Raw genomic sequence first — 21,143 nt, forward strand, 5'->3', positions numbered from 1 at the left:
GAGAGAGCCCGTTGTCGCTAGCTTGTCCTTCTAGTATATAAGTGAAAGGTGAAATCATGTTGAAACAAAGCATTACATTGTGCAGCCTGCTGGTGGCAAGTATTTGCGGTTCAGCATCCGCCGCCGTGTTGCCTGAAGCGCAAACTCAGAGCAGCTGGTACAAGGATGCACAAACCCAACTGGCAAAAAAATTAGCACGAACTCAATCAACAAAAGCTAAGAATGTCATTCTGTTTGTTGGCGATGGTATGGGCGTATCTACGCTGACAGCCGCTCGAATTTTAGAAGGACAACTTCAAGGGAATATGGGAGAGGAAGGCTATCTAAGTTTTGAGACTTTTCCTTATACCGCTTTGGCCAAAACCTATAATGTCGATGCGCAAACACCTGACTCAGCAGGAACCATGACTGCGATGATTTCCGGTATTAAGACGGATGTTGGGGTTATCGGAGTGGATGAAGACATTGAGCGAGGTAAATGTGAAACCGTATTTGGTAATGAGGTTTCTACAGCGCTTGAGCTTGCGGAGCTTAAAGGTTTATCAACCGGGATTATTTCAACAGCGCGCATCACCCATGCTACGCCTGCTGCTACCTATGCCAAATCTGCCGATCGTAATTGGGAAGATATTTCAGATATGCCCGCTGAAGCTGTGGAAATGGGGTGTAAAGATATCGCGGATCAACTGATCAATTTTGAAACGAATTTAGAGTCGCGTGTCACGGGTGCTGATGTTGACGGGATTGATGTGGTGTTTGGTGGTGGTCGCCGTCATTTCTTGCCAAAAGATGCGGCATTTAATTCACCAGACGCTGTCAGCGAGAAAGAAGGGGATCGTACCGATGGAAGAGATCTTACTGCTGAGTGGCAAGCCGCTTACCCTCAAGGACAATATGTCTTCGACCAAGCTGGGTTTGACGCCATTAACACTGAGACCACATCAAGCGTGTTCGGTTTGTTTAATGAATCCCATATGCAGTACGAAGCAGACCGAAACAATGATATTGCCGGAGAACCATCATTATCTCAAATGACCAGCAAAGCCATTGATATTCTGGATAATAACCAAGACGGATTCTTCTTGATGGTTGAGTCAGGGCGTATCGATCATGGCCATCACGCAGGCAGTGCATATAACGCGCTGACTGACACGATTGAGTTTGCGAAGGCGGTTCAATCTGCAATTGATGCAACTGATCCACAAGAAACACTCATCATTGTCACCGCAGATCATAGTCATGTGTTTACGATTGCCGGTTATCCAAAACGTGGTAACCCGATTTTGGGTAAAGTCGTGGCGGTTGGGCAAACTGAACCAGCTTTAGCCAAAGATGGCCTGCCGTATACAACCTTAGGTTATACCAATGGCCGAGGCATGCAAAACCTGATGACTGAAACCAATGCAGATGCAACTTATGGCCAGGCAGTTAATGCGGGGCGCCATGATTTAAATGGCGTGGATACCACTTCATCAGGCTATCACCAAGAAGCTTTAGTTCCACTGAGTTCTGAGACCCATGCTGGTGAAGATGTTGCCATACATGCTCAGGGGCCTAGTGCACATTTGGCCCAAGGCGTTGTAGAACAAAATACGATTTTTCATCTTATCGATAGTGCGCTCGAATTGGTCGCTGATACAGAACTTTAAGGATTATCAAACATGAAAAAACTACTGATTAGCGTTGCTGTGTCAGCGGCCTTATTAAGCGGGTGCGATGGAGACGACGGAACCAATGGTTTAACAAGCCTTGTCGCGACTTCTACACTTGAAATTGGAAGTGAAGTTTGTCCGGCTGGTGGTATTCAAACGGACTCTGGCATAGATACAAATAGCAATGGTGTGTTGGATGCTGATGAAGTGACTCACACTGCTCATTTGTGCCAGCCAGATCAGACTCCGCCAGATTCAAGTATGGTAAATACCTTGCCAAATACAGTTGAGAATACTTGGTTTAAGCAAGCGCAAGGTAAATTAGGTGCTTCACAAGGTTATGCTACAGAAGCTGCCAAAGCTAAAAATGTAATTTTGTTTGTTGGGGATGGAATGGGTATTTCCACCGTGACCGCTGCACGTATTCTTGAAGGACAACTAAAAGGCATGATGGGTGAAGAAAATGCCTTAAGTTTTGGTGAGTTCCCTTTTGCTGGGTTGGCCAAGACATACAACGTAGATGCGCAGACACCTGATTCGGCAGGCACAATGACGGCAATCATGTCTGGAGTTAAAACCGATGTCGGTGTGATTGGTGTTGATGAAGACATTGTGCGTGGAGACTGTGCCACGGTCAGTGGCAATGAACTTGTGACTGCATTGGAGCTTGCCGAGATTGCTGGCAAATCGACGGGTATCGTTTCAACGGCGCGAATAACTCATGCGACACCAGCAGCGACTTATGCTAAATCAGCAGATCGTAATTGGGAAGATGTTTCTGATATGCCTGCGGATGCACTTACAGCGGGTTGTGAAGATATTGCTTCCCAGCTTGTTAATTTTGAGGCAAACCTAGAGTCTCGCTATGCAGGGCTGGATGTTAATGGTCTTGAAGTGGCTATGGGTGGGGGACGTCGTCATTTTCTTCCTAAAGATGCAGCGTTTAATTCAAGTGATGCCCAAAGTAGTACTGAAGGTGATCGCACTGATAACCGTGATCTTATTTCTGAGTGGAAAAGCTTATATCCGCAAGGAAGTTATGTCATGGATCAAGCTGGCTTTGATGGTATTAACACGGAAACAACAAGCCATTTGTTTGGACTCTTTAATGAGTCGCATATGCAATATGAAGCCGATCGAAATAATGACATTGCAGGCGAGCCATCGCTAAGAGAGATGACAAGCAAAGCCATTCAAGTTTTAGATAACAACCAAGAGGGTTATTTCCTCATGGTTGAGGCCGGCAGAATCGACCATGGGCATCACGCAGGCAGTGCATACTCAGCGCTCACCGATACCATAGAGTTTGCTGAAGCCGTTAAAGCGGCGGTTGATATGAGTAACGCTGAAGAAACGCTAATTATTGTGACTGCAGATCATGGTCATGTATTTACGATTGCGGGCTACCCTAAACGAGGCAATCCAATTCTGGGTAAAGTCGTTGCTGTCGGTAAAGATGCACCATCGTTGGCCAAAGATGACATGCCTTATACGACGCTGGGTTATACCAATGGTCGTGGAATGCGTGACTTTGGTCTTGAAACCAATGCGGATGCGACTTACGGCAAGGATAATAATAATGGCCGAAAAGATCTGTTATTGGTGAATACCGAACAACCGGGCTATCACCAAGAAGCGTTGATCCCAACGAGCTCTGAAACCCATGCGGGTGAAGACGTTGGAATATATGCATCAGGCCCAGGAGCATCACTTGTGACCGGAACGAATGAACAGAGTCTATTGTTCCATATCATGGATTATGCGGCGGGGTTGAGTGCTGCTGCAGATTCTGTTGTCGAGTAAATTGGCAGGCTTCAGTGTGGAATTGCTCCGCATTGAAGCCTAGAAGGATGGAAATGATGAACCGATTGGGTATGTATTGTCGGAGTATATTTTTTCTAGGTGTAGTTGTACTAACTACGTTTAGCCAAGCTGCGCCGCTTGTGACCTGTAAAGTAGACCCTCAATTACTCCATGCTGAATATCAGATTTCGAGGCATTGGGGTAACAAATTAGTCAGTGAGCAAACGATGCATTTATGGCGTAATGGTCGTCAGGTTGCTCAGCAGTTCTCTGAAATGGGTATTACTGAAGTTTGGCAAAAACAGAACGATGAGCGTGTTAGACCGATTCGCTACTTTGATCGTGAACAGCGGGCAATTGAATATACTGCGAGTGAAGTCAATCACCATGATAAGTCACTCTGGTCTATCAAAAACCAGTTAGTGACAGAAGAAAAACGTTTGCAAATGGAGCTTGTGAAAGTTGTTAGACGTGGCTGTTTACTTGAAGAGCACTATCAATATGAGCAAGCGCATACTTTGGAGTCTTTGGTATGGCTGCCAGAGCTTCAATTGGTGAAACGCTTTGAACAGCGAGATGAATCAAAACGTTATTTGTTAGAGCTGACAAATGATGCTGCTCAGGCTGAGTCCTTTGATGTCGCGACAATTCACAAATTTTTTGATGTTAGGGATCGTTACCAAAGCACGGATTATGCTGATATAGGTGACAATGAGAGTGACCCGTTCTTGATGAAAATGGTGAATCTTGGATTTGTTAAGGCAGGCCATTCCGGCTTTTATTCTGCGAACGGCGATAAAATATCGGGAAACAGTCACCACCATTAGACTTTCTTGCAACTTGACTCTGAGGAATCTTTTTCAAGTGAAGAGTGGCTAAAGTTCAATGGATACGTATGTAAATGGCCTCCTCATTTTGATGGAGGCTTTTTGTTTTTGGTTTTTTTAATCGAGTCAATCCCTGTCATAAACAATCTCGTATGAAGGGCTTCTATATCTGCTACTTGTTTTTGATATAAGTTATGCCTGCATTGAATGAAAAAATTTGCAATATAAATCACATTTGCCATTTCTTTTAAGATAACACCTGTGTGTTCACCAATGTTAATAGTTGTTTTTTATCAGGTGTTTAATTGTGGGTCTCTGTCATTATTCTTTATTGATTTAGATGTGGTTGAGGCAAATACGTATTTAAAGAGGAAATTGCGATGAAAAAATCAGTTGGCAAAGCAGCATGGGTTGGCGGTGTCTTATTGGCGATGATGAGTATGGGAGCCGTAGCAACCGGTGGTGGTGGCTCTGGTTATGCTGGAAGTTATTCTGTTACCCAAGACAATCTTGCTGCAAGTTGGAATGGTCAATCCGGGATTCAACAAGCCGCTGTGGGTGGTGTACAAGCTCAATGGCATGCAGATACATGTGGCCAGCTTACTGCTCAAGTCAATAATCTGAGTGGTTGGGGAGCAATAGGTAATGCTGAGCAATTTTCGGGAAAACGAGCGATACAATTGACTCAATCTGATCATTGTACAACTGGATATGCTGCAGTTTCCCATCGCTAGGTATCGGCATCATGCTAAATGAAAAGGGTTTTCGCGCTGATTTTTATATGTCTTTTTTATATTCGCAATTTAAAGAGTACTGTCTAGAATTGACGCGATTGTAGAAGCTGTTTGCCGGCAGCTTCTACGAATGATGCCGTTATTCCAGTGAAGCGTGGCGATTTACTTAGTGAATGTTCTTTATCTTTCAATCCTTATGCTTCTTATCTTTAAATCTCATCCCCCTCATATCCCTCACTCCTAGCTTCATCTCGCCGATATTGGATGCCGACAAATATAGCTGAACGCCAGTCTGTGGGATTGATTGAGGGGACTTTACGCTTTGCCGCAGTTCACGACAATAAAGTGAAGAGAGCCTGTAAAATTTCCTCGAGCAAAACTTGTCAAAACGAAGATTTTACATATACTGTGTTTTTATACAGTGTATTTGTGATTTAAATCTTTTGCACATGACATCTTGGGAGCAGGCAATGAGTGTTATTAAAGATCGACACCTTAAATTAGGTCAACGATCTACGGCAGAACAGGAAGAAGTGCATGGGCTAGAGAGCATATTACAACGTCAAGATATATGGCGTGGTGGACAAGAGCAGGCGTTATTATCAGCATCAGCCGGTTATCCAACGGGCTATGCTGAGCTTGATCAACATTTGGCAGAGCAAGGTTGGCCTAAAGTGGGAGTTTGCGAACTATTTCATCACCATTTTGGCCAAGGGGAAATGAGTATATTTTTACCATTGCTGCGTTCGCTTATTCCTCTCCAAACTGACAAAGGCTTAGGGTTGAGCTCTTCTTTGGCTGGTGGTTGTGACTTAGTAACTTTTATTGCCCCACCGATGGTTCCATATGCTGTGGAGCTGACAAACGAAGGGATTGATACTTCGCGATTATTGTTGGTTAATACACAAGATAGAAAAGAGCAGTTATGGGCTTTAGAACAATGTTTAACAAGTGGCTCATGTCCGCTTGTTGTGGTGTGGTTAAACCGTTTATCGACAATAGAGGCAAGACGCCTGCAACTTGCGTGTGAGAAGGGAAAGTCTTTAGCTATGATTCTGTTGCCTCGACGTTTAGCTGAACAATCTCATCCAGTGGCCTTAAAGATTGCGATCGATCCAATGCCTGCCCGCACCGAGGCTGATCTCACGCAGCACGCCCAGAACTTATTGAACTTTGGCCAATCGGTACAAATTTTGAAACGTCGCGGCGGCTGGCCAACGAAGGCATTCTCATTGCCTTTAGCATCAAAGCGGCTTTTGCTTAATTTAAAGTGGGCTGCTTCTACTCAAAAGTGCCATTCAGCTACCCACTTTCCTCAGGCAAATTCCTCTGCATCAGAGGTTACAAAAATCCTGCACATAAAGGCGCAACAGCCTTTTAAGAACACAAGGTTTGAGGGCTAAATATGCTGTGGATGGCGGCCTATTTTCCTAGTTGGACATTGCAATATGTTCATTATCAGTCACAGCTACAAGCTCATGCAGAAAGGGGCCAAGATGATGTTCATGCTGTACCTCATCAAAATGATGTGTCAAGGCTGCATGAAAGTAATGAAAGGGCGACCGAGCAAGTTGATGGCGTTCCTCCGTGCATGTCAAAGGCACTTTTTGATCCAGAGCGTTTGACTGTAGTGGCTTGTGATTCCCGAGCAAGGGCCAGCGGTGTTTGTAGTGGAATGAGTGTGGTGACAGCCGAGGCTCTTGAGTCCAATATCGTGCTTTATCCATATAGCCAGGATATGAGTCAGCAGGCAAGTGAGTGGTTATGTCAATGGAGCTACAATTACAGTGCGCGGATTGTACCTTTACGGTGCTCAGTACTGCCCCAACAAGAGTTAAAGCATGGGATCGAGGATTGTCTGCTATTAGAAGTTGGCTCTATGATCCGATTATTTGGTGATTTAGCCACTTTAGTGCGAGCCTATATGCTGCACAGTCAGCAGTTAGGTTTTGCTATGCAAGTGGCTTTTGGGCACACGCCGATGGCGGCTCAATTGCTCGCTATAAATGCCCCTGTCAATGTGGAATTGGGTTTAGATAAGACACAATTTTTCCTGCATATTGAGCAAGCGACCACTCTTGAACGTCAGCAGCAACAGCTAAAAAAATTGTCACTACAGGCGCTGCCGTTACCGCAAACATTGAAAGTCAGTTTGCAAGCAATGGGACTCGATTTTCTTGAGCAAGTATTGCATTTGCCTCGCCAGGCGTTGGGTCAAGGAGAGATGCAGCCGCTGCTTCCGTTACTCGCAAAAGTGCAGGGGGATTTACCTGATCCTCAACGTTTCTATGTATTTCAAGATACATATCAACGGCGCTGTGAACTGCTCTATGATGTTGAGCATCGAGAAGGCTTGATTTTTCCTTTGGTGCGCATGTTTGAAGAGCTCGCTGTATATTTGCGCTCTCGTCAAATGGCGGTATTGGCCCTGAGTTTAAAATTCTATTATCGAGAGTGCCACCATTTACCGTTGACTATTGATATTTGCTATCCATTTGCTGAATATCAATCCCAAGCATTGATGAAGCTATGTCGGTTACAGCTAGAGCGTTTGACCTTGTATGAAGCCGTCATTGCGATTGAGTTACAAGTACGGCAAAGCGTTTCACAGCAAGCCCAGACAGAAGGTTGCTTAGGTCATACGCACCAAGGGCATTCAAACCAAGGTCAAACAGATGTTAAGGCGCTCATTGCTACGCTACAAGCCCGACTTGGTCAAGATAAAGTTCAGCAAATTATCACTCATGAACAGCATTTACCCGAAAGTAGTTGGGGTTATGTTAGCCCGAATGAATCCTGTGTATTCGGCCCTCACCACGGGAGGCAAAAAGTGGCTGCTAGAGCTCAATTGCAGCAGCAACTATTGCGTTCACAGATTAAGGTCAGTGCTCATGCCTCTGCATTGTTAAATGAGTTAAAACCGTCTCAGCAAAATGATATTCGACCGTTATTCTTACCCGCTCGCCAGTGCCCAAATATGCCGCCGCTATTGCAGCGAGCCTCAGCAAGCCTTGCTCACATTGGGATGAGCCCTTATCCAAGAACTGTACCCTATGCAAATGCGGCCAATGATCAGTGGTTTCGGATGAGACCTTTTGCTTCAGATCCTGTGGTCGTTAAACCGCAAGATCCGTTTGTTTCTGATGTTGTGGATATACGTGAAAAATTACCAGAGCTGAGTTGTCGACCCAACTGGCTTTTGCCACAGCCACAACCTATTGAACCAACGAAGGTGCGTTTACTGAAAGGCCCTGAACGTATTGCTTTACCCTGGTGGGTTGAGGTAAAGAAATCGATTAGCAAAACTCAGTCAACGACGAGTCAGCTTCAAGAGGTGAGGTGTCGAGATTATTATATTGCAGCTCATCATGACGGGGGGCTTTGCTGGGTATTTAAGATCGATCAGGGGATGTTTATACAAGGATGGTTTGGTTGATGTATGCCGAATTACATGCGATTTCTAATTACAGTTTCTTACGAGGCGCTTCTCACCCCCAAGAGCTTGTAGAGCAAGCTGCATCTTTAGGTTACCAAGCGATAGCAATCACTGATGAGTGCTCGTTCGCTGGTGTTGTTAAGGCCCATGAAGCAGCGAAGGGCTGTGAAATTAAGCTTATTGTGGGGGCTGAATTTCATTTGCAGCAGGGAACGTTTGTGATCCTTGTACCTTGCCGTCGTGCTTATGCCGAATTAAGTCAGTTAATCACACAAAGTCGACGCAGAGCAAGCAAAGGGAAGTATGCTTTAGAGTTTAGTGAACTGGTAAAGCAGTTGAATCATTGCTTTGTGCTTTGGTGTCCCGCTCCTCTGGTTGCAAGTCGTGACGGGGAGGTTGAGTTGACACGCTATATTGAACATACAGAAGCTTTAGCAAAGGTCTTACAAAAATCTTTTCAACAGCGGTTATTTCTCTTAATTGAGCGCCGTTTATTGGCCGATGAAGGCTTGCAAATCCCGGTATGGCAAGCTTTATCTGACAGAGTCAATATTCGCTGTGTTGCTGCGGGTGATGTCTGTATGCATCATGCTGCACGAAAACCACTTCATGATATTTTGAGCTGTATTCGTCAAGGAATTTCAATCGATAAAGCGGGTGATAAGTTGCTTGCTAATGCCGAGAAATCTCTAAAACCGGTTCCTGCAATCGTTAAACGTTATCCAGCTTCCTGGCTTGAAACGGGTATAGAAATAGCCAATCGTTGTCACTTCAATTTGGATGAGTTGCGCTATGAGTACCCAAGTGAAATTTCCCCCCCTGGCATCAGTGCAATCGATTACCTTGCTCAAGAAGTCGAAAAGGGGGCTGCGAAGCGTTTTGCAAGTCTAGTTCCTCCTAAGGTTAAAGAGCAATATGTAAAAGAGCTCAAATTGATAGAAGAATTACAATATGAGTATTTCTTTCTAACCATTTATGACATTGTTTGCTTTGCTAAATCACAACAGATTTTACATCAAGGTAGAGGCTCTGCTGCCAATTCTGTCGTTTGCTATTGTCTTGGAATTACAGAGGTGGATCCGACGAAGATCAACATGTTGTTTGAGCGGTTTATTTCGAAAGAGCGCAATGAGCCTCCGGATATTGATGTTGATTTTGAGAACGAAAGACGAGAAGAGGTCATTCAATATATTTTTCGCAAATATGGCCGAGAACGGGCTGCATTAGCTGCGACGGTCATAACCTATCGTTTTAAGAGTGCGATGGCTGATGTCGGGAAAGCTTTAGGGATTGAACCTGCGTTATTACAGCGTATGGTTCATGGTGTCGATCGTCGCGATCCCGCCCAAGACTGGCAACAACAATTACAGCAGCAAGAGCTAATACCACAGCAAGGGGCTGGGCAATACTTATTGCCTTTGGTCAAAACGATCATTGGGTTTCCACGGCATTTATCTCAGCATGTAGGCGGTTTTATTATTTCTGCTGGACCTTTATCAGAGCTTGTTCCCATTGAAAACGCTAGCATGCCAGAACGAACAGTAATCCAATGGGATAAAGATGATTTGGAGGCTTTAGGCCTATTGAAAGTGGACGTTTTAGCATTAGGCATGTTAACCGCAATTCGTAAGTGTTTTCATTATTTAAGCACGAAAGATCGACCTTTTGAGATGGCACAGATTGAGTGGGAACAGGCTGAAGTTTATCAAATGCTTCAGCAAGCAGATGCCGTCGGGGTGTTTCAAGTTGAGTCTAGAGCACAGATGTCTATGCTGCCTAGGTTAAGGCCACAGAATTATTATGATTTAGTTGTACAAATAGCAATTGTACGACCAGGCCCCATTCAAGGGGATATGGTTCATCCTTATTTACGCCGGCGTCATGGAATTGAGCCTGTCAATTATCCAAGCCAAGAGGTTGAAGCTGTTTTAGCGAGAACATTAGGCGTACCGATTTTTCAAGAGCAGGTGATTCAATTAGCCATGGTCGCCGCAGGGTTTAGTGGCGGCGAGGCAGATCAATTACGACGAGCGATGGCAAGTTGGAAGCGAACAGGTGAACTCGAGCAATTTGAACGTAAGCTACTTGAAGGCATGGCTCACAGGGGATATACCGTAGATTTTGCAAAGCAAATTTACCAACAAATTAGAGGATTTGGAGAGTATGGCTTTCCTGAATCTCACTCGGCAAGTTTTGCACTTCTTGCATATGTTTCAGCTTATTTGAAGTACCACCATCCTGCTCAATTTTGTTGTGCTTTATTGAATAGTCAGCCAATGGGATTTTATAGTCCATCTCAGTTGGTTCAAGATGCGGCAAGGCATAAAGTACAAATATTGCCAGTCTGTATCAATCAGAGTGTATGGGAGCATACTTGTAACGCTCAGGATAACTGGGTCCAGCTGGGCTTTCGACTAATTAAAGGATTCAGTCAACAAAGTGTAGAAAAAATTATTGCAGCTCGGGGTGCACAAGGTTTCTGCTCCATGGATTCTCTGTATAAAGTCGGCATACCGGTTCATGAATTGAATTTATTGGCTAGTGCAAATGCGCTGACCGCAATCGCAGGGGATAGACATCAGGCGAGATGGAAGGTCTCTGCGTATCAACCGAGCTTGCCCTTATTTGACATGGTGTCAGAGCTACAGCCGAACTCTCATTCTCCTGTGGAAGTGAGTTTGCCCACTCCAAGTGGCGTTGCTGAAATGCAAGCTGATTACCGTACTTTAGGTTTGACTCTTGGGCAGCACCCCATAGCAATACTTCGCTGTAAATTGGGCTTAATCGCATCTCCAACATGGCAGCAAAGTTTATTTTTGAGCAGTACAACCGCGGCTCAATTACAGCAATGTCAGCATGGCCAGTTGGTGACAGTTGCTGGTGTGGTGGTTGGGCGTCAACGCCCAGGTACTGCAAGTGGTGTGACATTTGTGACTTTAGAGGATGAAACAGGCAATACTAATCTGGTGATTTGGTCAGCTACAGCAAGTGCGCAAAGAAAACCCTATTTGCTATCAAAAGTATTGATGGCAAAGGGGGTCGTTGAGCACGCGGACAATGTGGTGCATGTAGTTGCAGGTAAACTCTTTGACATGAGTGCTGAGATGAATCATTTAGATGTGAAATCTAGAGACTTTCAGTAGGCATTTATCTCATAAAATCAGATAGGCACAAACTGCTGTTTATATTGGGAACAGTTTGAATAAAAGTACATACTTATGAGCAATAAATGGCTTAAATACAAAGAATGATGCACATATGTTGGAGAGTATTCCTGTTATAATTCTGCCATTGCCTTAATGATGACTGAATTACAACGTTTGATATCGATGAAGATCATTCTACTAACCCATGAAAGAGAGCTCACCAGAAAAACCAATACCGGTCAGTTAGCTTTAAATCTTTTTCCTGAGATTTGCACAAGATTGATCTGGTCAAGGGTTGAGCCGGATAATGCGCTGTTAGCGTTAATCGCGAAAGGGCAGGCAAAGTTACTGTTTCCAAGTGCAAACTCTGCCGGTGATGTTCAGTATTTGGAGAGTCAGCGGGGAATGGCTGCTAAAGAGATCGTCGATGGTACTTTGCCAGACTGGATTATTATCTTAGATGCGACCTGGCAAGAAGCTAAAAAAATGTATCGGCAGAGTGACTATTTAAAAAATGCGCCGACCATTGCTTTAAAAGCGTCTAAGGCATCACAATATACCCTACGAAGAAATCAGCTTGATAATGGTTTATGTACAGCTGAATGTGTAGCGACGTTACTAGAGCAGAATAACCAACACGATCAAGCTGAATTACTCATGCAAAGTTTGATTGAGCATTGCCAATTTTGACGTCATTTCTTGATATGCAAAAGATCAACTTGCTACCAATAGAGTTCAAGTTATAGCACTGCAAGATAAATGCAAAAAAAGTGGCAAAAAGCGCCTCCGAGTACAAATAGGTGCCAAATTGCATGATTGTAGGGGATCTTTTTTCCAACGTAGAAAATAATACCAAGACTGTATAGTAATCCACCACTAAGTAATAAGTTAAACCCCAGTTGATTTAGTGATGTAACGAGATCATCCACCACGAACATACAAAGCCAACCCATCAACAGGTACAGACTTAAACTTAGCCATTGGAAACGACCAGTGAAAAATACCTTGAAGATGATTCCGCCTAGCGCGAGAAGCCAAATTGAAATTAATACCCAATTGACATCTGCATGTTGCAAGCTAATTAAAACGAGTGGCGTATAGGTTCCCGCGATGAGTAGGAAAATAGCGCAATGATCCGCAACTTTGAGTTGTTTTTTTAAATAGGGCGACTGAACACCATGGTAGAGCGTTGAACACAGAAATAGCAGAATTATACTTGCACCATAAAGGGTGACGCCTGTTATCTGAATGCTTGATAATTGAGGCCACCCTTTAGTGAGCATTGCGATTAAACCAATGACCCCCATTACAGTGCCAAGTGCATGGGTCAAGGTATTTGCCAGCTCTTCTTTTAGGCTGTATTTTGCGGTGTTATATACAGGCGCTTCTGTTTTTTCAGCTAGTTGCGCATTCATACTTGGATGCATTCAAATGCTCTTTATAAAAATTAGAGTAAGCATACTAACATCGTTTAAATACAAAAGCCATTCAGCGTACGCGTGTTAGCTGTTATTATTTTTGTTCTTCTGTTTTAAGTTTCGTCAAAGGCCAATTGATATTGTGTGCCATTACATTGGAGTCTTCTTGGGCTGGATGCTAAGGTTTTATTTGGTAGTACCCAAAGGTTTGGGATTCTCTGCTGCTGACTACGGCATGTTTATTTTGAAACTGCTTATTCAGGTATTAGAGCAAGAGTCAATATTCTTTGTTGCTGCGTCTATTTCGAAGCTATCGAGCTAAGCCTTGAAAGTTTGAGCTAATGTTAACATGCCGCTTCAAAGGGTTACGGTAACTGACAAACCTATTTAGCATTACTGTACTTTTTAGCACTTTTGTTCGATAATTAGCCTAAATGCATCCACATGTTTAGTGCAGGTGAGTTATGGAAATTTCAGGTTCGCAAGGCCTACAAAATGCTCAAGCAGGATTAACTCAAGCGACAGTTGATGTTGCTAGGCCAACCCAGGCACCACAAGGTCAAACACTTGAGGCAGAAAGCGGTAGACCTGTAGAGCAAGCTGATAAAACAGAGGCTTTGGTATCCGCTATTGAATCAAGTCAGCAAGGGCAGGCTGCCGCAGAAGTTGTTGAAGCTGGCTCAGAAGCGATTGGTAGTATTATCAATATTGAAGCTTAATGATTTTCAAGCTGATATAGCCTCCACCGTGTGAGGACTTTGATTTAAAAATCGCACTCAACCTTAAGAACAAGAGTCGCTCTCCGATAGGCTAGTGAGATTGACGCTGTAACCTAGATTTGATTGTGCGTACTTGATAGATAGGTAACAGTTAAAAGGTAATAGGTAGATTGGTGTTATGTTAATACAATCTTCTCAACATACGCCTTTAGCGGCAGATAAAGCTAAAACGAGTGTAACGCCGACAACGTCTTCTAATGGTGGCGTTGCGGCGCGGTCATTAGAAGCGGTGGTTGTACCGGTTTCTAACGCACCTTCAAGCCTTAATTCTGCAAAAATGTCGCCTGCGACGCCTCCAATTTCTTCCACATTTGATTCTCCGCCTTCGGGTACTCATCAACATTCTCAAGCACTGTTTAGCTTATCTACTGGGCCAATATCTGTGACTGGCCTTTTGAATTCATCCTCTCATATAGATTTAAGCGTTCCAGGAGTTTCTGGGCAGGTAAATATCATAGATTTTGCTGGGAGAGATGGTTTTTCCATTGATTCTGCTGATCGTACCAGTGTCTCTCATAGGATTGGGCCTCAGCCATATTTGGACCCACAAAGTCGAGTTCAATCCGTTGCTTCAATCGATGATGCTGCGCAGCAGAGCTCCGCTGTGTCCCAACAAGACCCCGAAGCTGTCGAACCATCAGAGCAACCTAATCCTGTGCTCGCAGAAGAACAAACTGCAGATCCCGATCAAGCTGAGCAAGCTCAACAATTCATTGAAACCAAAGCTCTCGATGCGCTAAAGCGCAGAGATACTCTCGTGCGGAGTCATGAACATGCCCATGCCACCGTTGGTGGGCAATATGCTCAGAGCCCGAGTTTTGAGTTCCAACTGGGGAGCGATGGCCAACGCTATGCTGTAAGTGGTGAAGTTCAAATTGATGTCAGTGAGGTTGCAGGAAATCCCTTGGCAACGATTGCCAAAATGAAACAAGTTTATGCCGCGGCGATGGCTCCGGTTGATCCTTCATCAGCTGATTTACAAGTCGCTGCTGAAGCACTGAATAAAATTAATGCTGCGAAACAACAACTCACTCAGGAACGATTGAACCAAGCGCCTGACATTGATGATTTCGATGTTTTTATTGATGCTCAAGCTATTATTGATGGGGTGCAACTTTCAAAAGTCCCTAGAAACGGCATTGAAGGGCAAGTCGACGAAGTGGGTCATGTATCGCCATATCAGCCTGATTCGGGATCTGTGATATCAACAACCATTGAGCGAATCAATAAGTCAGTCACGATATCTGATGCTATGGGTAATACATCGAATCAACTTAATCCAAATCGCCAATCTGATTTCGGTCAAAGTATAGATAAAGCTACACTTGCAAAGCGCTATATGCCTGAACAAACCAGCAGTCAATCATTAACATTTATGGTTTAGCGCCTTTTATTTTATGCTCCGCGAGAAAAAGTGACTCGAGCAGTTTTGCCGCTGGTCCTTGGTGGTCTCGGTCTGGCACAATCAAGTTAATGACACCTGAGCGCCGATCCCCTCCTTGCAGTTTTAAACGATGGAGCAACCCTGCATCTAACTCTTCGGTTATCAAATATTCGGGTATCCAGCAAAAGCCTAGATTTTTTGCTAAAAAGGCTTTCGCTTCATGAAAATTCGAAACGGTGAGTCGTTGTTCCGCCTTGAGCCAACCAATGTTTTCTTCAGGGTCATCTCCAGTATCTTTGATGACCAACTGCAGGTGTTGCGTTAAGGCATGCTCATCTTCGATTGATGAGGTGGAGGCGAGCTGGTGAGCAGGGTGGCAAACTAGCATGAAATCCACTTGGCAAAGCGGTTGACCGATAAATCCCTTGGGAGGTGCGCCAGCGCACAAAGCTAAATCGACGGCTTTGGACTCAATTAGCTCTCGAGTACCTGAAATAACGGAGTCAAGAATCGTTATTCTCGTGCCACGACTGCTTGGGTAGAACGCTTCGAATATGGCGATCATCTTCTCCATTGGATACACAAGATCTCTTGCTATGGTTAAGTGAGGCTCCCAGCCTTGCTCTAGATTATTTGCTAGACGTTCTAATTCAGAGACCGACTGAGTTATTTGGCGAGAACGCCTTAAAAGGACTTCGCCTTGTGGTGTCAAAAACGCTTTGCGTCCTTTCACTTCTAATAATGATACGCCAAGTTGATTTTGTAATTTGGCAACCGCATGGTTCAACGAGGATTGGCTTTTATTCAAGTGGCTCGCTGCTTGTGCATAGCCACCATAATCAACGACGGCTTGCAAAATTCGCCATTGTTCCAGAGTTGATTTCGCTCTTCCCATTTACGTTTGATTCCTTGTCGGCAAGTAACAAATGACGGTCATTATAAATTGTGGCAAGTAACGACAAATGGGCAAGGTACTGAGAATATCAAGCCTGCATAGCGTATTCAGTCGGTTGTCACTGTCACAAAAGTAGAGATTCACAAATTACAGATGGTCAATGACATCTTGTATTTTAAAGTTTTGGTCTTGCAAACTTTCAATATCTAGCAACGCAGGTAGACGTTTCTCTATTGGTATTTGATTGAGGTTAAGTACAAGTGTATCAAAAACAAACTTCTGCATTTTTGGAGCGTGCATGCTCTGATTGATGCGTTCTGCGATGGCTTGTTGCCAGACCTTTTTATAATACGTTGGCCCTTGCGTCACAATTCCCTTGAAGCTAAAAGGGTAGTCATTGCTTTGATGCCAATAATAGCCAAAACCGTTATTAAATTCTTGTGCGATGTCTGGATAAACAGATTTTGAGTTTGACCCTACGTATTGATTTAGAGCCACTTTGGCCCTAAAAACATTAAGTTGTTTTTGGTACCTATTTTTTAGCTTCACTCTTGGATGCAAATCCAGTGCTGGGAATAGTTGTGATTGTATGTACTGGGTGAGCCAAATCTCCCCTAACGCGGCCAGATCTTCATATTCATTAGAAACATTATTGATATAAAAGCTGCTGTTTTTTGTAAAGCTCACAATAGCTATCGCTAAAGCTCGGCTAAAAGCTGAAATATCCCGGTATGTATTCAGTGTTGCTTTATATGACAGCTGACCAAGGCCAAATTGCTGTCCGATCACCAGTTGTCTAATATTTTCGAAATGACTTTTCTGCGCTGGCCTTAATAGCAGTTCGCCCAGGTAACGATGGTTATGCCAGACTTTGAGCCTGTTTGTAGTTGTTTGTTCAAAGCGAAGTGATATAGCGGGTAGTCGTGACGACAGGTTGGTGAGAATGGTTTGGGTATTTTGGTGCTGAATTTTTATCTTTGGTAGTTGCGCTAAACGTATACCAATATCCCAAGGAGCGACATCTAGCTTTGTTGTTTGGCTGTCTAGAAAACGCTTTACTAAGTCGGTATTTGATAAGCTTTGATATTGAAGAGTAAAGTCAGTGTAGCTGTTAAACCCTAAAGTGTTTGCTTGTGTTTCTCTAATTTGGAGTATGCGCTCCATTGAGCGACTTAGTTTTTGCTTTGCTCTACCTTGGTAACTTTTCCATGCTGCTACTCGGCAAGGTCTGTCTGTTTGTTGCATCAAATACCAAGCAATGCCATTTTTATTGGTATTGTTCCCCTGTTGCGTTTCAGTCGATGCACTAGTATTTAGTTTGCATCTGCTATCTAAAGTTGTGATGGCAAGGTTTTTCTGGCTCAACGCTTGTTTAATCAGTGTTTCGTCGATGTGAAGAATTGACTTTTCACGCCTATTGAGCTGAGCATCTATCTCTTTGTTCATATTTTTTGCATACAACTTGGCACTATGCTCGAGCTTTTTGTTTTGCGGTGAGAGTAACCTCGCTGTAAGGCGCTTTAGTGAGTCGTGTTTAACTAGTCTGCCGTAATGGTCTGCAATTTTAATTTGGCACTGTAAGAGTTTTTCTTCAATTTCTGGTGATTGAGGTTGCCGGCGATAGTACTTTAACAAACGGTTAATATTGTGAAGGCCAAGGGTTTGCGCTTCTAATTGGTAAGCAAGTTGAAGAAGGTTTTGAGTGTCATTGTTCGGTCGAAATTCACTGGTTTTCCATGGCTTGGCTGCGTAGAGAAAACATTGCTCGACGAATAGCTCCGCAGGCTGGACTGCACTGGCAAATTTGCTCAGGACGAGACTAAAAATCAGCGTAATTAGAAAAATGCTTTTTTGCATAATCTACACGTTGTGCTACCGGTGGAGTGGGGCCCTTTAGTTGCTCAATCAGGCGTAAGCGAGGTAATAACCCTTGAGCATTAGCGATTTGAATGGCGAGTCCTGGACGAGCATTCAATTCGAGCAACAGTGGTCCTTTTTCTCTATCTAAAACCATGTCGGTCCCGAGATAACCCATGTTAGCCATTTCGTATGCCATAGAAGCCGTATGCAACAACTGATCCCAGTCAGGGACTTGGATATCAATAAGGTTTTTACCGGTATCAGGGTGATGTTCAATTGGCTTGTCAAATTGAACGGCATGTAAGCCTTTGCCATTGGTAATGTTTAAACCGACGCCGACAGCACCTTGATGCAGGTTAGCTTTGCCATCGGAGGCATGTGTTGACAGCCGTAGCATTCCCATAATGGGATAGCCTTTAAAGACGATTAAGCGGATGTCGGGGACACCTTCGTGGCTGTAGCCGTCAAATACTGGATCAAATAGGATAAGCCCTTCGATAATTGCAACATCCGGTTTGCCTCCTAAAGAAAACAAACCACTTAGGATATTGGAGACGTGCCGAGCAATTTCGTTACCCGTAATTTCATCACCACTGGCTTTAAAATAGCGCCCTTGATCTACGTTGGTGATGACCAAAATACCCTTGCCACCAGAGCCTTTCGCGGGCTTAATTACAAAACCACTTTGTTGACTAATGATCACGGGAATATCTGCAATTTGATGTTGTTCAGCGATAATACCAATGAGCTCAGGGACAGCGATATTGTGCTCTAAAGCCAACTGTTTGGTCGTGAGTTTATCGTCTACACGTTGATAATATTTACGCGCATTGTACCGTGCAATGTAATCAATATTGCGCTTGTTCATGCTCAAAACGCCTTTTTGGCGAAGTGCTGTTGGATGCGCAAACATCATTGCTTATCTCCGGCCAAAGGTTTGAAGCGTTTTAGTTCGAGTAAACGATATCCCGTATATTGCCCCATTAGCAGTACCAACCCTAAGATGACCGCGTGCATGCCTAAGAAGTTAAATACCCAATGTTGTACCCAAACAGAGCTCATTGCTAAATAGGCAATTGTTGCTACGAATAAGCTACCGCCACCTTGAACGACGACTTCTTTCACTCCTTCTTCTTCCCACAGAATTGACATTCTTTCAATGGTCCATGCCAAAATGATCATCGGAAAAAACGTAATGGTTAAGCCTTCGCTCAATCCAAATTTGTATGACAGCAATGTAAAAACACCAATGATGCCGATCACAACAATGATGACCGCAGATATTCGTGAAATTAATAATAGGTTGAGATGGGAAAGGTAAGAGCGGATCATTAAGCCACAGGCGACAATCAGTAAGAAGCCGACTAAACCGGTTACTAAGCTCGTTTGAATAAATGCAAGGGCGATTAAAACCGGCATGAATGTGCCAGAGGTTTTAATGCCAATAATGACTCGGAGAAATACAACGACAAGAACACCAATAGGGATGAGTAAGATCCCCTTAAACAAGCTTTGTTCCTCTAAAGGCAATTGATATAAAGAGAAATCAAAACTTTTGGGGTCCATCATATCAATTGCTGTTGAAAGCGCGGAGCGCGACTCTTGCAGCATTGAAAAGTTAACTTGAGATTTACTGCCACCAACAACGTCAAGTACGGAGCTGTCTTCACGCTCCCAGAGTAGAAGATCGTTAGGTCTTGTTTGCTTGTTTCTTTTTACGTCGAAAAAGTGCCAATGCCCCTGACTGAATACTTCTACATATGGCTCTAATTGCTGACGTCTCCTTTGATCTTCTAGGTGTAGCCCATGCACGATTCGCGCAGGGATCTTTTGCTCTTTTAGCAATTTAATGAATAGCGAGTTGGGAGAATAATTGGAGAGCAATAAAGAGATATTTTGACTTCTGTTTTGCTCACTAATCAGTTGCATTAATTGATTGGCAAATGAAAGGTTATTTGCACTGCGCTCCCAAGCATCGGCAAGCACTTGCTGTGCGACATCAGCTTCGGTATCAGGCCAACTTACCGGGCGTACTTTAGGTGCTTCTTGTTCAGTAGGGTTACGTTGCAGTCCGGTTGGAATTAATGTGACTTTATAATAGAGCTGCTGATTCCCATAGGCTTCACGAACGGACCACACAGCACGGCGACCTTGATCGGTGTCCTGAATGGAAAGGCCATAACCGGGTGAGGTCGTATTTTCGACCAAAATCTCAAATGCAGGGTCGCTGGGCAATGAAAAGGACACCTCAACAGGCTCCCCTTTGGCGCGAAAGCTGACTTTAGCATCGATAGACCAGCTTTTTAGCTGCTCCCCTGGGACGAAGGGCACATCATGTTCAATTCCCCGGTAAATACTGGCACCGATCCCGAGAATAATGAGTGCAGCAACGAGTGCATAAAATGGAGTACGTGTTTGCATGACGACTCCTATTGAGTCAGTTTAAAACGGGCAGTAGATGAAGAGCCATGAATAAACTTCTGGCTAACGTCTACGACGGCGATATCTTTCATGAATTTTCGTCCTAGAAGTAACGGGTACTCTAGGTGACTACGGTTACTTAGGTTGAGGTCTGTTTCTGCGGCATATTGACCAATTCTAAGGTGCGCATGAATTACAGGGCGGCGATCACTCTTGTTTTGGGCATCTTGTTTAATCCGTACAAATCGTTCGACTTTGGATTCAAATGTTTGTGCTGGCCCGCTTTCGCCAAGGGTAAAGACATCAAATCGTACCCAGTCATCGCCATCTCGTTCAAATAGAATAATGTTGCGCGCATCTAACGATGATGATTCTGCGCCCGTATCAATTCGGGTATCAAAACTGGCTTTGAGTTCATCTATAAAGACGTGTTCTACTTCACCTAGGACATATTTTTCGCCAATGATAGAGTTGGCATCACAGTCTTCAATAACGGCTACACTTGGGGTTTGTGGATTAGGCTTGCAGTGTTCGACGGATGATTTGAGTGACGTAATCGCGTGGGTTAAATCGATGATTTCAGATTGCTGTTCGACACTGACCTTTTCAATCATATCGATTAGTCTGCTCTCTTGTTGCGAGAGCTCATGATTGAGCGTGGACGCATCAACAGGAATAATGGGAGGTGTTTTTACCGTATTCGTCGCACATCCAATGACTAGCGTTGAAACCGTTGCGAGGATAAAAACTTTGCGTAACATAATGCTTCCTTGTCAATTTCTCTTTTT

The 21,143-nt window shown here is 43.9% G+C and carries 16 protein-coding genes and 1 pseudogene; 11 read left to right on the plus strand and 6 right to left on the minus strand.

Going from position 1 to position 21,143, the window contains the following annotated elements:
• Positions 1–56 precede the first annotated feature (56 nt).
• From IEY18_RS11595 to IEY18_RS11630, 8 genes and pseudogenes are all read left to right on the plus strand, one after another.
• Positions 57–1,649, plus strand: a complete 1,593-nt coding sequence (locus tag IEY18_RS11595) for an alkaline phosphatase family protein (protein WP_188921002.1) — start codon at positions 57–59, stop codon at positions 1,647–1,649.
• 12 nt (positions 1,650–1,661) lie between these two features.
• Positions 1,662–3,455 carry an alkaline phosphatase family protein gene (locus tag IEY18_RS11600; protein ID WP_188921004.1) on the plus strand — a complete coding sequence of 598 codons (1,794 nt, stop codon included), beginning with the start codon at positions 1,662–1,664 and terminating at the stop codon, positions 3,453–3,455.
• A gap of 53 nt (positions 3,456–3,508) precedes the next feature.
• Positions 3,509–4,282: a hypothetical protein gene (locus IEY18_RS11605; protein WP_188921006.1), complete on the plus strand. Its 774-nt coding sequence runs from the start codon at positions 3,509–3,511 to the stop codon at positions 4,280–4,282.
• Positions 4,283–4,662: 380 nt separating this feature from the next.
• Positions 4,663–5,016, plus strand: a complete 354-nt coding sequence (locus tag IEY18_RS11610) for a hypothetical protein (RefSeq protein WP_188921008.1) — start codon at positions 4,663–4,665, stop codon at positions 5,014–5,016.
• A 470-nt stretch (positions 5,017–5,486) separates the two neighbouring features.
• Positions 5,487–6,419: a translesion DNA synthesis-associated protein ImuA gene (gene imuA, locus IEY18_RS11615; protein ID WP_188921010.1), complete on the plus strand. Its 933-nt coding sequence runs from the start codon at positions 5,487–5,489 to the stop codon at positions 6,417–6,419.
• A gap of 2 nt (positions 6,420–6,421) precedes the next feature.
• Positions 6,422–8,452, plus strand: coding sequence for a Y-family DNA polymerase (locus tag IEY18_RS11620; RefSeq protein WP_188921012.1), 2,031 nt, complete (start codon positions 6,422–6,424; stop codon positions 8,450–8,452).
• Positions 8,440–11,595, plus strand: coding sequence for an error-prone DNA polymerase (locus IEY18_RS11625; protein WP_229779842.1), 3,156 nt, complete (start codon positions 8,440–8,442; stop codon positions 11,593–11,595). The genes IEY18_RS11620 and IEY18_RS11625 overlap by 13 nt, the downstream gene beginning before the upstream one ends.
• A 138-nt stretch (positions 11,596–11,733) precedes the next feature.
• Positions 11,734–12,288 (plus strand): annotated as a pseudogene (locus tag IEY18_RS11630) (tRNA-uridine aminocarboxypropyltransferase); the annotation flags it as partial.
• Between the two features lie 50 nt (positions 12,289–12,338).
• Here IEY18_RS11630 and trhA read toward each other — a convergent pair.
• On the minus strand, positions 12,339–13,013 hold the full coding sequence (gene trhA, locus IEY18_RS11635; protein WP_188921254.1) for a PAQR family membrane homeostasis protein TrhA: 675 nt from the start codon (positions 13,011–13,013) through the stop codon (positions 12,339–12,341).
• 169 nt (positions 13,014–13,182) lie between these two features.
• Between trhA and IEY18_RS11640 the strand changes: the two genes are divergently transcribed.
• From IEY18_RS11640 to IEY18_RS11650, 3 genes are all read left to right on the plus strand, one after another.
• Positions 13,183–13,338: a hypothetical protein gene (locus IEY18_RS11640; RefSeq protein WP_188921016.1), complete on the plus strand. Its 156-nt coding sequence runs from the start codon at positions 13,183–13,185 to the stop codon at positions 13,336–13,338.
• Between the two features lie 142 nt (positions 13,339–13,480).
• Complete coding sequence (locus IEY18_RS11645; RefSeq protein WP_188921018.1) at positions 13,481–13,735, plus strand: chemotaxis protein; 255 nt, start codon at positions 13,481–13,483, stop codon at positions 13,733–13,735.
• A gap of 178 nt (positions 13,736–13,913) precedes the next feature.
• Positions 13,914–15,179, plus strand: coding sequence for a putative metalloprotease CJM1_0395 family protein (locus IEY18_RS11650; RefSeq protein ID WP_188921019.1), 1,266 nt, complete (start codon positions 13,914–13,916; stop codon positions 15,177–15,179).
• Here the strand turns inward: IEY18_RS11650 and IEY18_RS11655 are convergent.
• The 5 genes from IEY18_RS11655 to IEY18_RS11675 all read right to left on the minus strand — a co-directional run bounded on the left by IEY18_RS11655 (position 15,169) and on the right by IEY18_RS11675 (position 21,116).
• A complete protein-coding gene (locus IEY18_RS11655) occupies positions 15,169–16,074 on the minus strand; it encodes a LysR family transcriptional regulator (protein ID WP_188921021.1) in 906 nt (301 codons plus the stop codon). The two genes, IEY18_RS11650 and IEY18_RS11655, sit on opposite strands and share 11 nt — an antisense overlap.
• A gap of 147 nt (positions 16,075–16,221) precedes the next feature.
• A complete protein-coding gene (locus IEY18_RS11660) occupies positions 16,222–17,931 on the minus strand; it encodes a M3 family metallopeptidase (protein WP_188921024.1) in 1,710 nt (569 codons plus the stop codon).
• Positions 17,894–18,850, minus strand: a complete 957-nt coding sequence (locus IEY18_RS11665) for an alpha-L-glutamate ligase-like protein (RefSeq protein ID WP_188921026.1) — start codon at positions 18,848–18,850, stop codon at positions 17,894–17,896. The genes IEY18_RS11660 and IEY18_RS11665 overlap by 38 nt, the downstream gene beginning before the upstream one ends.
• Positions 18,847–20,355, minus strand: coding sequence for an inactive transglutaminase family protein (locus IEY18_RS11670; RefSeq protein ID WP_188921028.1), 1,509 nt, complete (start codon positions 20,353–20,355; stop codon positions 18,847–18,849). Before IEY18_RS11670 ends, IEY18_RS11665 begins: the two co-directional genes overlap by 4 nt.
• Positions 20,356–20,363: 8 nt before the next feature.
• Entirely contained in the window at positions 20,364–21,116 is a 753-nt protein-coding gene (locus IEY18_RS11675; RefSeq protein WP_188921030.1) for an ATP-dependent zinc protease family protein, read from the minus strand.
• Between the last annotated feature and the right edge of the window lie 27 nt (positions 21,117–21,143).

This window comes from Shewanella gelidii, assembly GCF_014647855.1.
Taxonomy (GTDB): domain Bacteria; phylum Pseudomonadota; class Gammaproteobacteria; order Enterobacterales; family Shewanellaceae; genus Shewanella; species Shewanella gelidii.

Bases quoted from the DNA above. Each gene is read 5' to 3' on its own strand.
- trhA (WP_188921254.1), bottom strand. From the start codon at position 13,013: ATGAATGCGCAACTAGCTGAAAAAACAGAAGCGCCTGTATATAACACC.
- IEY18_RS11610 (WP_188921008.1), top strand. From the start codon at position 4,663: ATGAAAAAATCAGTTGGCAAAGCAGCATGGGTTGGCGGTGTCTTATTG.
- IEY18_RS11665 (WP_188921026.1), bottom strand. From the start codon at position 18,850: ATGATGTTTGCGCATCCAACAGCACTTCGCCAAAAAGGCGTTTTGAGC.
- IEY18_RS11620 (WP_188921012.1), top strand. From the start codon at position 6,422: ATGCTGTGGATGGCGGCCTATTTTCCTAGTTGGACATTGCAATATGTT.
- IEY18_RS11645 (WP_188921018.1), top strand. From the start codon at position 13,481: ATGGAAATTTCAGGTTCGCAAGGCCTACAAAATGCTCAAGCAGGATTA.
- IEY18_RS11650 (WP_188921019.1), top strand. From the start codon at position 13,914: ATGTTAATACAATCTTCTCAACATACGCCTTTAGCGGCAGATAAAGCT.
- IEY18_RS11625 (WP_229779842.1), top strand. From the start codon at position 8,440: ATGGTTTGGTTGATGTATGCCGAATTACATGCGATTTCTAATTACAGT.
- IEY18_RS11655 (WP_188921021.1), bottom strand. From the start codon at position 16,074: ATGGGAAGAGCGAAATCAACTCTGGAACAATGGCGAATTTTGCAAGCC.
- IEY18_RS11660 (WP_188921024.1), bottom strand. From the start codon at position 17,931: ATGCAAAAAAGCATTTTTCTAATTACGCTGATTTTTAGTCTCGTCCTG.
- IEY18_RS11605 (WP_188921006.1), top strand. From the start codon at position 3,509: ATGATGAACCGATTGGGTATGTATTGTCGGAGTATATTTTTTCTAGGT.
- IEY18_RS11675 (WP_188921030.1), bottom strand. From the start codon at position 21,116: ATGTTACGCAAAGTTTTTATCCTCGCAACGGTTTCAACGCTAGTCATT.
- IEY18_RS11600 (WP_188921004.1), top strand. From the start codon at position 1,662: ATGAAAAAACTACTGATTAGCGTTGCTGTGTCAGCGGCCTTATTAAGC.
- IEY18_RS11670 (WP_188921028.1), bottom strand. From the start codon at position 20,355: ATGCAAACACGTACTCCATTTTATGCACTCGTTGCTGCACTCATTATT.
- imuA (WP_188921010.1), top strand. From the start codon at position 5,487: ATGAGTGTTATTAAAGATCGACACCTTAAATTAGGTCAACGATCTACG.
- IEY18_RS11595 (WP_188921002.1), top strand. From the start codon at position 57: ATGTTGAAACAAAGCATTACATTGTGCAGCCTGCTGGTGGCAAGTATT.